This window comes from Microbacterium abyssi, from assembly GCF_015277895.1.
Lineage (GTDB): Bacteria > Actinomycetota > Actinomycetes > Actinomycetales > Microbacteriaceae > Microbacterium > Microbacterium abyssi.
Map to the genome: position 1 here is coordinate 838,840 of NZ_CP063815.1, position 12,457 is coordinate 851,296.

General features: G+C 68.4%; 13 protein-coding genes and 1 tRNA gene. 8 read left to right on the forward strand and 6 right to left on the reverse strand.

Annotated elements, in window-relative coordinates; genetic code table 11:
* Positions 1 to 8 precede the first annotated feature (8 nt).
* On the forward strand, positions 9 to 1,268 hold the full coding sequence (locus tag IM776_RS04120) for an alpha-hydroxy acid oxidase (protein WP_194421759.1): 1,260 nt from the start codon (positions 9 to 11) through the stop codon (positions 1,266 to 1,268).
* A 31-nt stretch (positions 1,269 to 1,299) separates the two neighbouring features.
* Here IM776_RS04120 and IM776_RS04125 read toward each other — a convergent pair whose 3' ends face one another.
* The 5 genes from IM776_RS04125 to IM776_RS04145 all read right to left on the reverse strand — a co-directional run bounded on the left by IM776_RS04125 (position 1,300) and on the right by IM776_RS04145 (position 6,647).
* On the reverse strand, positions 1,300 to 2,133 hold the full coding sequence (locus IM776_RS04125; protein WP_194421760.1) for a DUF1295 domain-containing protein: 834 nt from the start codon (positions 2,131 to 2,133) through the stop codon (positions 1,300 to 1,302).
* Between the two features lie 9 nt (positions 2,134 to 2,142).
* Complete coding sequence (locus IM776_RS04130) at positions 2,143 to 2,925, reverse strand: HAD-IIB family hydrolase (protein WP_194421761.1); 783 nt, start codon at positions 2,923 to 2,925, stop codon at positions 2,143 to 2,145.
* Between the two features lie 55 nt (positions 2,926 to 2,980).
* Positions 2,981 to 3,054: transfer RNA gene (locus IM776_RS04135), tRNA-Pro, on the reverse strand.
* Between the two features lie 60 nt (positions 3,055 to 3,114).
* Positions 3,115 to 4,056, reverse strand: a complete 942-nt coding sequence (locus IM776_RS04140) for a metallophosphoesterase (protein ID WP_194421762.1) — start codon at positions 4,054 to 4,056, stop codon at positions 3,115 to 3,117.
* A complete protein-coding gene (locus IM776_RS04145; RefSeq protein ID WP_194421763.1) occupies positions 4,053 to 6,647 on the reverse strand; it encodes a transglycosylase domain-containing protein in 2,595 nt (864 codons plus the stop codon). The genes IM776_RS04140 and IM776_RS04145 overlap by 4 nt, the downstream gene beginning before the upstream one ends.
* Positions 6,648 to 6,741: 94 nt before the next feature.
* Here IM776_RS04145 and IM776_RS04150 point away from each other — a divergent pair, with 94 nt between their 5' ends.
* Complete coding sequence (locus tag IM776_RS04150) at positions 6,742 to 6,966, forward strand: Sp36 family protein (protein ID WP_194421764.1); 225 nt, start codon at positions 6,742 to 6,744, stop codon at positions 6,964 to 6,966.
* Positions 6,963 to 7,421, forward strand: coding sequence for a RidA family protein (locus IM776_RS04155; RefSeq protein ID WP_194421765.1), 459 nt, complete (start codon positions 6,963 to 6,965; stop codon positions 7,419 to 7,421). Before IM776_RS04150 ends, IM776_RS04155 begins: the two co-directional genes overlap by 4 nt.
* A 13-nt stretch (positions 7,422 to 7,434) precedes the next feature.
* Here the strand turns inward: IM776_RS04155 and acs are convergent, their stop codons facing one another.
* A complete protein-coding gene (gene acs, locus IM776_RS04160) occupies positions 7,435 to 9,402 on the reverse strand; it encodes an acetate--CoA ligase (RefSeq protein ID WP_194421766.1) in 1,968 nt (655 codons plus the stop codon).
* 200 nt (positions 9,403 to 9,602) lie between these two features.
* On the opposite strand from acs, the gene IM776_RS04165 reads away from it, so the two are divergent.
* Genes IM776_RS04165 through IM776_RS04185 form a run of 5 tightly spaced genes read left to right on the forward strand, consistent with a single transcriptional unit; the run spans position 9,603 to position 12,404 of the window.
* Positions 9,603 to 10,607 carry a TadA family conjugal transfer-associated ATPase gene (locus tag IM776_RS04165; RefSeq protein ID WP_194421767.1) on the forward strand — a complete coding sequence of 335 codons (1,005 nt, stop codon included), beginning with the start codon at positions 9,603 to 9,605 and terminating at the stop codon, positions 10,605 to 10,607.
* Complete coding sequence (locus IM776_RS04170) at positions 10,601 to 11,497, forward strand: type II secretion system F family protein (RefSeq protein WP_194421768.1); 897 nt, start codon at positions 10,601 to 10,603, stop codon at positions 11,495 to 11,497. Before IM776_RS04165 ends, IM776_RS04170 begins: the two co-directional genes overlap by 7 nt.
* 28 nt (positions 11,498 to 11,525) lie before the next feature.
* Positions 11,526 to 11,723 carry a DUF4244 domain-containing protein gene (locus IM776_RS04175; protein WP_194421769.1) on the forward strand — a complete coding sequence of 66 codons (198 nt, stop codon included), beginning with the start codon at positions 11,526 to 11,528 and terminating at the stop codon, positions 11,721 to 11,723.
* Positions 11,724 to 11,727: 4 nt separating this feature from the next.
* Complete coding sequence (locus IM776_RS04180; RefSeq protein ID WP_194421770.1) at positions 11,728 to 12,075, forward strand: TadE family type IV pilus minor pilin; 348 nt, start codon at positions 11,728 to 11,730, stop codon at positions 12,073 to 12,075.
* Positions 12,075 to 12,404 (forward strand): Rv3654c family TadE-like protein, encoded by a 330-nt coding sequence (locus tag IM776_RS04185; protein WP_194421771.1) that lies wholly within the window; start codon positions 12,075 to 12,077, stop codon positions 12,402 to 12,404. The genes IM776_RS04180 and IM776_RS04185 overlap by 1 nt, the downstream gene beginning before the upstream one ends.
* The last annotated feature ends 53 nt before the right edge of the window (positions 12,405 to 12,457 follow it).

Sequence of the window (12,457 nt, forward strand, 5' to 3'; positions counted from 1 at the left end):
GAAACGCCATGGTCCAGCGCCAACTGCCCAACCCCGTCGAGCTTCTCGAGCTGATGAAGTTCAAGAAGCCCGAACTCGACGGCCGCAAGCGCCGCCTCGAAAGCGCGCTCACGATCGCCGACCTACGACTGATCGCGAAGCGACGCACGCCGAAGGCCGCCTTCGACTACACCGACGGCTCGGCGGAGGGCGAGATCTCGCTCACCCGCGCGCGGCAGGCGTTCGAGGACGTCGAATTCCATCCCGGCATCCTCAAGCCGGCACCCGACGTCGACACCTCGGTCGACATCCTCGGAGGACCCAGCGCCCTTCCTTTCGGCATCGCGCCGACCGGGTTCACGCGCCTCATGCAGACCGAGGGTGAGATCGCCGGCGCCGGCGCTGCGGCGGCCGCCGGCATCCCGTTCACGCTGTCCACCCTCGGAACGACCTCCATCGAGGGAGTGAAGGCGGCCAACCCCGACGGACGCAACTGGTTCCAGCTGTACGTCATGCGCGATCGGGAGATCTCCTACGAGCTCACCCGTCGTGCTGCCGCGGCCGGCTTCGACACGCTGCACTTCACCGTCGACACTCCGGTTGCCGGCGCCCGTCTGCGGGACAAGCGCAACGGGTTCAGCATCCCGCCGCAGCTGACGCTGGGCACGATCATCAACGCGATCCCGCGCCCGTGGTGGTGGTTCGACTTCCTCACGACGCCGAAGCTCGAGTTCGCCTCGCTCAGCACCACCGGCGGCACCGTCGGCGAGCTGCTGGATGCCGCGATGGATCCCACGATCAGCTACGAGGACCTCGCCGTCATCCGGGACCTGTGGCCAGGCAAGATCGTCATCAAGGGCGTCCAGAACGTCGAGGACTCGTTGCGCCTGCGTGATGCGGGCGTCGACGGCATCGTGCTGTCGAACCACGGCGGTCGCCAGCTGGATCGCGCGCCGGTCCCGTTCCACCTGCTGCCGAGCGTGCGCAAGGCGGTCGGCGACGACTTCACGGTGATGGTCGACACCGGCATCATGAACGGCGCCGACATCGTGGCGTCCGTGGCGCTCGGCGCCGACTTCACGCTCATCGGCCGCGCTTACCTGTACGGCCTGATGGCGGGAGGCCGGCAGGGCGTCGACCGCACCATCGCGATCCTGCGCACCGAGATCGAGCGCACCATGCGTCTGCTCGGCGTCGCGTCGCTCGAGGAGCTCACCCCGGCGCACGTCACGCAGCTCGCGCGCCTGGTGCCCGTGACTCGGGATGCCGCGGAGGTCGCCGCGCGCTGAGTGCTCAGGTGCGCGTGATGGGGCGTGTCGCTCAGAGCGACACGCGCTCCCGCGGGACCCACGGGATGATCATCGACGTCGTGCGACGATACCGGGCGTACTCCGGGTAGCGGGATGCCGAGATCGACTCGGTGAACATCGTCGAGCCGATGAACAGCGCGGTCAGCAGCAGAGGGCCGACGATCGTCCAGTTCAGAGCGCCTCCGACGAACCCGAGACCGGACGCGACGGCCGCCGCCGCACCGATCGCGTAGAACACCCACCACTGCGCCTGCTCGAAGAAGAAGTTCGGGTGCCGGCTGTATCGGAACAGCCCTGTGGTGAGGAAACCGGGAGCGAGAGCGCCGCCGGCGGCCCTCTTGCGGCGGTGGAAGTCCCACTGCTGCTGATCGGCGATCGTCTCTCCTGTGAGCAGGGCGAGGAAGACGACCGCGAACAGCGCGTCCCACGCGGTGAGAGGCGCCGCGTGCATCAGCGCCACGTGCGCCGGAAGGGTGATGAGCACGAGCAGAGTCATCTGGAGCCCGACGATGAACAGCAGATTCAAGACCTGGAACTGCAAGGGGTGCAGGCGGGCGCGCAGGATCGCCCAGCGGTAGTCCTCCGTGCCGGTGTAGCCGCCCTTGCGTGCGAAATTGAACGTCAGGCGCGCGCCCCACGCCGTTGCAAGCAGCGCCATCATCACCAGGCGCGCGGCATCGAGGCCCGATGCCAGTGCGGCGCCGGCGAAGATCCACGCGTAGACGACCGGCACGATGGACCATGCCCGGTCGACCCACGAGGTGTCGCGCGTGAGGAGCGAGAGCACCCAGCAGGCGCCGCTGACGACGGCCGCGACGACGACGATGAGCGTCAGTGGTTCCATGCCGTCATGTTATGACGGCCGGGACTCCATCTGCGGCTGAAGCGTCGGAAGCAGTGCGTCGAGCTCGTCGGCGGTGCCCTCCCAGCCGGTCACCGCGACCGAATGGACCCCGAGCGCCAGCACAGGGTAGTCGTTTCCGCCTTCGTCGAGCCGGTCACCGTAGAACAGCATTTCCTCGAGGGGAATGCCGGTGTGCTGGGCGAGTGCCTTCATGCCGTAGGCCTTGTCGATGCCGGCGCGGGTGATGTCGATCGACGTCGAGCCGCCGGCGCGCACCTCCAGGCCCGGTAGCCGAGCGGCGACGGCGTCACGCAGGTGCAGGCGCTTCTCTCCGGTCGGATCCCAGGCGTGCTTCGCGTCGCCCGGTGCCTTCTGCCCGAGTGCCGAGAACGTGATCTGCGAGCCGCGATCCTCGAGGATGTCGCCCCAGGGGCTCCGCTCCCAGAGGCCGAGGCGCTCGGCCTCCTCGCGCAGCGCCTGGAGGGCAGAGGTCTTCTCGGCATCCGACAGATCGTGTGCGTAGACGGCAACGAAGTCCTCGCCGTCATGGCGCAGATACCGAGTGCCACAGGTCGGCAACAGGTGCAGGCGCGCGAGCTCAGCAGTATCCGCATCACCGAGCTGGGCGACCACCTGAGAACGGAACTGCGCCTCGTTGCCACCGGAGATTATGGCGACCTCGACGACGCGCAGCAGCGCGCGCAGCTGCGCCGCGATGCGCGGATCGATCGCACTCTTGGACGCGGCAAGAGTGTCATCCAGGTCGAAGGCGACCAGACGCGGTGAAGTCATGATGTCTCCAGGATATGGAAGAAGGCCGCCCCGGAGGGCGACCTTCCTGCAACTGTCGGGGTGACAGGATTTGAACCTGCGGCCTCTTCGTCCCGAACGAAGCGCGCTACCAAGCTGCGCCACACCCCGTTGCAACCGTTCGAGTCTACATCGAATCGTGTGCCGCACCGAATCGAGCGCCGGCGACGGTCACGCGGGCGTGTCCTTGGCCGTGAGCGTCAGCAGCGTCGCTTCGGGACGGCACGCGAAACGCACGGGCGCGTAGATCGAATGACCGCAGCCGGCGCTGACGTTCAGCGGGATGCTGCGTTCCCCTTGCGTCCACGTGCTGAGGCCCTTGGCCTGCTTCAGCGGGATATCGCAGTTCGCGACGATGGTGCCGTAGAACGGCAGACACACCTGCCCGCCGTGCGTGTGGCCGCCGAAGATCGCCTGTGCGCCGAGGTCGGTGAACGTGTTCAGTACCCGCTGGTACGGCGCGTGCGTCACGCCGAGCAGGGGAGTGGCGGCATCCCGCGCACCCAGCCGGGCGATGGCATCCGGGAGGACGTCCAGGTCGTCCCAGTCGCGATGCGCATCGTTCACGCCGAAGAGGTCGATGTCCCTGTCGCCGACGCGGACGCGTGCGGCGGAATTGTTGAGGTCGGCCCAGCCGAGCTCTTCGCCGAGGAAGGCATCGAGGCCGGCGGTGTCGAGGTTCTCAGGCTTCACATGCCGCTTCGAGGGGCCGGCGAAGTAGCGCAGCGGGTTGCGAGGAGTGGGGCCGTGCACATCGTTGGACCCGTGCACGAACACGCCAGGGGTGCCGGCGAACGGCTCGAACGCCCTGCGGACGCCGTCGAGACCGTCGCGGTGGCCGAGATTGTCGCCGGTGTTGACGATGAGGTCGGGCTCGAGATCGGCGAGGGACGCCAGCCACTCCTGCTTGCGGCGCTGCCACGGTGTCATGTGCGCATCGGAGATGTGCAGAACGCGGAGCGGAGCGGAACCCGCGGGGAGGGCCGAGGCCGTCGCCTCACGAACCGTGAACAGGTACCGCTCGATGCCGATGCCCCACACCGCGCACGCCGCGCCGACGGCCCCCACCGCGCCGAGCGCGATGAGGACCGGACGGGCGGAGCCCCTGCTCAATCGCCTTCGCCGTCGCCGTCGCCTTCGCCTTCGCCGCCGGCGCACGCGAGCGTGACAGTGCTGCCCGGAGCGGCCTTGCCGCTGGTGGGAACCTGTGCGACTACCTCGTCACCGCCCTTGCAGTTCGGCGCGGCGACCTCGAAGCCGGCCGCTTCGATCTTGCTCTTCGCCTGCGAGTACTTCTCTCCGACGACGTTCGGTACCGCTGTGGCCGCAGGCTTGCCCGTGCTCGGCGTGATCGTCACGGTGGTGCCGCTGGTGACGCGTCCGGCACCCGGGTCCTGCTCGGCGATCATGCCGGCGTCCTCATCGCTGTCGATCGGCTTCGCGACCGTGACGGCGAATCCGGCATTCTCGAGCGTTCTGGTGGCATCCTCGACGGACATGCCGACGACACTCGGAAGCTCGACGTAGGTGACCTTCGTCAGCTCCTTGTCCGGCTGCGGGAACGCATCGCCGCCGAGCAGGGCGTTCGCCGCGGCCTGCATGTCGCGTGCGATGTCGTAGCGGATGTTCTGCAACAGGTTGCCGTTGTACCACTGCCCCCAGATACCTTCTCTGCCCTCCGTGCGACCGACGTAGACCGCCGTGGTGGCCTTGGTGCTCGACTCGATCATCATGGTCGAGTAGTTGTTGTGAGACCCGGTCTTGCCGATCAGCGGCGTGCCGTCCCACGGGTTCGCGGCGGAGCCGGTGCCTCCCGAGGCCATCACGCCCTGCAGCGCGTATGCCGCGGTCGCGGCGACCTCGGGTGTGAGCACCTGCGAGCACTTCGACTCGGGTACGGGAAGCTCGGCGCCCTCCTGGTCGAGGACCTTGTCGATCACCTTCGGCGTGCAGTACTTGCCGCCGCTGGCGACGGTCGCGTAGGCACCCGCCATATCGAGCGGGGAGATGAACTTGTCGCCGAGGACGTTGAACGGGAGATTGACGTCGGTGGTGCTCGTGCCGTCGGCCACGTTGACGCCCATACGCTCCGCGACCTTGTTGATGTCGCAGATGTCGAGTTTCGCGGCCATCGCGAAGTAGCCGGAGTTCAACGAGTTCCGAGTGAACGTCATGGCAGTGCCGGTGTAACCGCCGTTGCTGCCGAAGTTGCCGACGTCCTTCGTGTCGAAGGTGATCGGCCCGCCCGCGCATTCAGCGGGCATCTGCAGCACCTGGTTGCGGCCGTTGATCGATTCGTTGACAGAGTGCCCGTTCTCGAGCCAATCGACGAGGGTGAACAGCTTGTAGGCGGACCCGACAGGGAAGCCGTTCGATCCGCCGTGTGCGTTGTCCGTGGCGTAGACGATGGATGTGTACGCTTTGTCCTTGCTGACCGTCTCGCGGAAGTTGGTGTTCTGGGTCACGGCCAGCACGCGGCCGGTGCCCGGCTCGACCGTGACTCCGGCAGCACCGAAGTAGTTGTTGTCGTAGTTCGCCGGCACGCGGTTGCGCAGGGCGATGATCGCGGGCTCCTGCACGCGCATGTCGAGTGTTGTGTAGATCTCAAGCCCGTCGCGGTACAGCGCCTTGGTGCGCTCCTGCCGGGTGTCGCCGAACGCCGGGTCGCTCAGGACGACGCTCTTCGCGTACTGGCAGAAGTAGGCGTTGTTTCCTGCGGCCGCGCATCCCTGCGACGACTGCTTGATCTTGGGCACGATCGGCGAGGCGTCAGCCTTGTCATACTGCGCCTGCGTGATCTTGCCATCGTCAAGCATGCGGCCGAGCACGTAGTGGCGGCGGTCGAGCGTGAGCTTGTACCCGTCGGCCTCCGAGTTGACGGCGTTGCCCTCGCTGTCGGTGGTCGTGCCGTCCTTCATGTCGATGCGGTACGTGTTCGGGTTCTGAACGATGCCGGCCAGCGTCGCGGCCTGTGACACGTTGAGTTTGGCGGCGGTCGTGCTGAAGTAGTAGTTCGCCGCGGCTTCGATGCCGTAGACGGTGCCGCCGAAGCTCGCGATGTTCAGATAGCCGAGCAGAATCTCGTTCTTCGAATAGTCCTTCTCGATCTGGATCGCGTAGCGCATCTCCTGCAGCTTGCGCTCGATGCCATCGCTGCCGGTGGCGTTCGTGGCATCGAGCCAGCACTGCGCGATCGCGTCGGAGTATCCCTCGGAGCCAGGAAGCACACCCTGTTCGCACTGCTGTACGAGCACGTTCTTGACGTACTGCTGGCTGATCGTGGACGCGCCGCGCGATGACGTGCCGCGGAGGTTGTCGATCAGTGCCTTCGCGGTCGCGCCGAGGTTGACACCGCCGTGCTCGTAGAAGTCCTTGTCCTCGCTGGAGAGGACGGCGTCGTACATGACCGGGTTGATCTGGTCGAAGGTGACCTGGGTGCGGTTCTGGTCGAAGAACGTCGCCAGCGCGAAGGGCTTGCCGTCCTTGCCGGTTCCGTAGATCGTGCTCGGCTCCATGGGCGCGTCGATCTTCAGGTACGACGGCAGCTTCTCGAACATGTTGAGAGCCTGGGAACCTGCGGCGCCTGCGACAGCGAGTGCGGGGGTGACCGTGGCGGTCACGAGGATGCCGGCGACAGCGCTGAGTCCGACCAGGCCGAGGAGGCCGCCGAGCACACCTTTAGCCGTGCGATTCTTCTGAGGCATACGCTAGATCGTAGGGGACTTCCCTGAATAATCGCCTCTGACGCTCGGTCGATTCGTCGCCGTCACCGTCCGCCACACAACCTGCAGGAGTGCCATGACCACGTGGGAGTATCTGACAACCCCGCTGCTGATCCACAACACCGCCGCGATCCTCAACAACTGGGGCAAGCAGGGGTGGGAGCTCGTTCAGGTCGTCCAGGGCCCGGAGGGCGGCCTGGTGGCCTACTTCAAACGCCCCGTCTCGGACGACGGCTCGAACTCGGCCGGGCTCGCCGCCGCAGCCGAGGCCTCGCGTCAGTTCGACGGTGGCGACGCATGAGCGTCGCAACACGCCTCACCGAGCTCGGCATCGAGCTTCCCGAGGTCGCAGCTCCCGTCGCCGCCTATGTCCCTGCGGTCGTGCACAGCGGCCTCGTCCACACGTCCGGCCAGTTGCCGTTCGCCTCGGGTGCCCTGCCGGCGACCGGCAAGGTAGGCGCAGAGGTCACCGCTGAGGATGCCAAGGTTTACGCCCGCACATGTGCGCTGAACGCTCTCGCCGCCGCGGCATCCGCCGCTGGCGGTGTGGAGAAGATCGGCGGGGTGCTGCGCGTCGGCGGCTTCGTGGCATCCGCCCCGTCGTTCACCGGTCAGCCCGGCGTCATCAACGGCGCGAGCGAAGTGCTCGGCGAGATCTTCGGGGATGCCGGGCAGCATGCCCGCGCCGCCGTCGGCGTCGCGGTGCTGCCGCTGGACAGCCCCGTCGAGGTCGAGGTGACCTTCATCCTCGCGTGAAGCCGAGCACCGGCTACTTCACCTGCGCAGAGATGATGCTCATGACCGCGGTGTCTGCGAGCGTGGTCGTGTCGCCGACCTCGCGTCCCTCCGCGACATCGCGCAGCAGTCGCCGCATGATCTTGCCGGATCGGGTCTTGGGCAGCTCGCCGACGATGTACACGTCCCGCGGACGCGCGATCGCGCCGATCTGCTCTCCGACCCACTGCCTCAGCTGCGTCGCGAGGCCGGCCGGGTCGTGCTCGGCGAGGTAGCTCTCCTTGATGATCACGAAGGCCACCACCGCCTGACCGGTCGTCTCGTCGGATGCGCCGACCACGGCGGCCTCTGCCGTCGCCTCGTGCGCGACGAGCGAGGACTCGATCTCCGCGGTGGACAGACGGTGACCGGAGACGTTCATCACGTCATCCACTCGTCCGAGCAACCAGAGGTCGCCGTCGGCATCCAGGCGCGCGCCGTCACCGGCGAAGTAGTACCCCTGGTCTTCGAACTTCTCCCAGTACGTCTCCTTGTAGCGTTCGGGGTCGCCCCAGATGCCGCGGAGCATGGCGGGCCACGGTTCGGTGATCACGAGGAGTCCGCCGTTGCCGTTGCCCACCTCGCTGCCGGACTCGTTGACCACGTCGATCGAGATGCCGGGCAGGGGCACCTGCGCGGACCCCGGCTTGGCCGCCGTCACACCGGGCAGCGCGGAGACCATGATCGCGCCCGTCTCGGTCTGCCACCAGGTGTCGACGATGGGCGTCTCGCCGGCGCCGATCACCTCGCGGTACCACATCCACGCCTCGGGGTTGATGGGCTCACCCACGGACCCCAGGAGGCGGATGGACGACAGATCGAACTTCTGCGGGACCGCGCGACCGGTCTTCATGAACGAGCGGATCGCGGTCGGCGCGGTGTAGAAGATCGTCACGCCGTACTTCTGGATGATCTCCCACCAGCGCCCTGGATGCGGGGTGTCGGGGGTTCCTTCGTACAGCACCTGGGTGGCGCCGTTCGCGAGCGGGCCGTAGGTGACGTAGCTGTGCCCCGTGACCCAGCCGATGTCGGCGGTGCACCAGAACACGTCCGATTCGGGCTTGAGGTCGAAGACGTTCCGGTGGGTGTAGGCGGCCTGCGTCAGGTAGCCGCCGGAGGTGTGCAGGATGCCCTTGGGCTTGCCCGTGGTCCCGGAGGTGTACAGGATGAACAGCGGATTCTCGGCGGGGAAGGCCTGCGCGACGTGATCGGCGGATGCCGCAGGCACAGCCTCGTGCCACCAGTGGTCGCGCCCCTCCACCCAGTCGACCTCGTTCTCGCCGCGCTTGACGACGAGAACGTGCTCGACGGTCTGCTGCTCTCCGTCGCCGCGGTCGCTGAGCGCCTGGTCGACCGCGGGCTTGAGCGCGGAGACGCGGCCCTTGCGGTAGCCGCCGTCTGCCGTGATGACGACCTTGGCGCCGGCGTCGTCGATGCGTGAACGCAGGCTGTCGGCGCTGAATCCGCCGAAGACGACCGAGTGGATCGCGCCGAGACGGGCCACCGCGAGCATCGAGGCGACGGCCTCGGGGATCATCGGCAGGTAGATCGCGACGCGGTCGCCGGTTCCGATACCGTAGCCGGCCAGCACATTGGCGACGCGCTTGACCTCGTCGGTGAGTTCGGCGTAGGTGATGCTGCGCTCGTCGCCGGGCTCGCCCTCCCACAGCAGGGCCACACGGTCGCCGTTGCCGGCTTCGACGTGGCGGTCGAGGCAGTTGTACGCCACGTTGAGCTCGCCGTCGTCGAACCACTTCGCGAACGGCGGGGCAGACCAGTCGAGGACGTTCGTGAACGGCTTGTGCCAGTGCAGCAGCTCGCGGGCCTGCTCACCCCAGAATCCCTCGCGATCGGCGGCGGCGCGCTCATACAGTTCGGGCTTCGCGACCGCGGCGGCGGCGAAGTCCGCAGTCGGCGGGAACTGCCGGGTCTCGTCGAGGAGGTGGTCGATCTGGCTGCTCATGGCACGCGCTCCTTTGCGGTGAACGAGGTCGTGCGCATGACACGACCGTGACACGGTGAATCTAGTCTCGCGCGAAATCAGCAGATACCGCCGAAAGTGGGTAGATCAGTCGTTCTGCACCGTCGCTCCGCAGTGCGAGTTGCGCACAGAGCGCGGGTTTCCGGCTCCGGCGCGGATGCCGCTGCGCATAGCTTCGGGGCATGCCACAGCCGTTCATCATCGAGCCGCGCGGGTCCTCGACCGTACGCGATGTCCGCGGTGCGCTGCCCGAAGGCGCGGATTCCGTTCTCGGACCTCTCGCGGAGCACTGCGCCGACCCGCGGGTGACCGACGTCTTCGTCAACGGTGCGGACGGGCTGTTCGTCGATCGCGGCGACGGTGCCGAGCGCGTGGCGGGTTGGGCGGCATCCGAACGGGAAGTGCGGGACCTCGCCGTCGCGCTCGTCGGCGCCGGCGGGCGCCACCTCGATGATCAATCCCCGTGCGTCGATGTGCGGCTGGCCTCCGGCATACGCGTGCATGCGGTCCTCTCGCCGGTGTCGACCTCGGGAACCGCCGTGTCCGTCCGAATCCCGCGGGTCGGTGCCGCCGACCTCGACGCCCTTGCGGCGCTCGGCGCGTTCGACCCACGCCGTCGTGCGTGGCTGGAGCAACTCGTCGCCGACCGGGCGAACATCCTCATCACCGGCGGCACCGGCACGGGCAAGACGACGCTGCTGTCGGCGCTGCTCCACGCCGTGCCCTCGCGTGAGCGGATCGTCACGATCGAGGACGTCGCCGAACTGCGACCTGGTCATCCGCACCATGTCGCGCTCGAAGCGCGCCAGTCGAATCTGGAGGGCGCAGGCTCCATCACCCTCGCGCGACTGGTCAGGGAGTCGCTCCGCATGCGCCCCGATCGGCTGATCGTGGGGGAGTGCCGCGGCGAGGAGGTGAGGGAGCTGCTGTCGGCGCTGAACACCGGGCACGACGGCGGCGCGGGCACCCTGCACGCCAGCGGTCTCGTCGATGTGCCCGCGCGCCTCGAAGCCCTCGGCGCGCTGGCAGGAATGGATGCCACGGCACTCGCGAGACAAGCCGTCAGCGCCTTCACCGTGGTCGTGCATCTCGCGCGGAACGCAGACGGTGTGCGACGGATGGCCCAGGCAGGGCGCTTCCTGCTGCGCGACGAGCGGCTCGATATAGAGGAGGTGCAGCCGTGGTGACGCTCCGAAGCCGCGAGGTGGATGGCGGGGCCGAGGCGGCTGCGTCGTCCGTCCGCACGCTGGCCGTGCTGCTGCAGGCGGGAGCCGCGCCGCTGAACGCCTGGCGGCACCTCGCCGACTCCGGCGACCCGCACGCCGAACGCGTCATCGCGCGCTGCGATGACGGCATCCCGCTGATCGACGCGATCGGCACCGAGGGCGGCGCGTGGAGCGACGTCGCTGCCGCGTGGGACGTCGCCACGGTCGTCGGCGCCCCGCTCGCCGTGGTGCTGAAATCCCTCGCCGAAACCATGCGAGACGCCGCAACGGCCGCCGACGATGTGCGCATCGCACTCGCGGAGCCCGCCGGGACCGCACGGCTGCTGCTGTGGATGCCGCTGGCGGGACTGCTGCTCGGATTCGCGCTCGGCTTCGACACCGTGTCCGTCCTCATCGGCAATCCGATCGGCACCGCTTGCCTGATCGCTGGGCTGCTGCTCGTGCTGGCCGCCCGGCTGTGGACGCGGCGACTGCTGCGGCGCGCGCAACCCGATACGGGTTCCCCGGGACTCCACGCCGAACTCGTCGCGGTCGCGCTCTCCGGAGGGGCATCCATCGCCCGCTCTCTGCAGCTCGTCGAGGACAGCCCCGCCCGGGATCGCGTGCACGGCACGCGCACCACCGAGGTGCTCGAGCTGTCGCGTGCCGCCGGGGTTCCGGCTGGCGAGCTGCTCCGCGCGGTTGCCGCGCAGGACCGTCACGACGCCAGGGTGCACGGCAGGATGCGCGCTGCGAAGCTCTCCTCGCAGCTGCTGATCCCCCTCGGCGTGTGCACGCTGCCCGCGTTCCTGCTGCTCGGCGTCGCACCCCTGATCCTGTCCGTGCTCGCATCCACCCCGCTGCCGATCTGACGGCGGCACCAGAGAAAGAAGGAACACCATGAACACTCTCCCCATGCTGACCAGGAGACGCGCCGCGTCCCTGTTCACCGACGAATCCGGCGCGGCCACCGCGGAGTACGCGATCACGACGATGGCCGCGGTCGCCTTCGCCGGCCTGCTGGTCGTCATCATGAGGTCGGACGAGGTGCGCGGCATCCTCACGGATCTCGTGCGCCGGGCGCTGACCGTGTCGTGACGACATGATCGGTTCGGCGCACGACACCGAGCGCGGCTCCGTCGCCGCCGAGCTCGCCCTCGCCCTGCCTGCTGTGGCGATCACGCTGCTGCTCGGCGCGGGGGCGCTCGGCGCGGCGGCCCAGCAGGTGTCCCTCCAGGATGCCGCGGCCGACGCCGCGCGGCTGCTCGGCCGCGGAGAGAGCGAGGCGACCGCACATGCGGCGGTGGTTGCTGCCGTCGACGGGGCGCGTGCATCCAGCGCGGCCCGCGGCGATCTCGTCTGCGTGAGCGCACGGATCGATGCACAGATCGGGCGGCTCATCAGCATCCCGTTGTCCGCGTCCAGCTGTGCGCTCAGCGGAGGCCTCTGATGGCCGGCACCGCGCTGTCGGCGAGCATCCTCGCCGTCGCCGCCACCCTCTCGATCGGACTCGCGGCCGTCGGTGGTGCGGCCGTCACGGCTCAGCGCGCCGCGGGAGCTGCGGATGCCGCGGCGCTCGCCGCAGCGGATGCCGCGTCCGGCGCGATCATCACCGACGAAGAGCCGTGCGCGCTCGCCGCCAGGGTGGCCGCGGCATCCGGAGCGACGCTCGTCGCATGCGTACTCGAGGGCCCTCTGGCGACCGTGCGGGTCGAAGCGGCGTACGCTGGTCTTGCTGCCGTCTCCCGAGCCCGCGCAGGGCCACCCGAGGGATTCTGACGGCGACACCACCGAGATTCCACTCACGGCTCCGCTGTGAACACGCCACGACA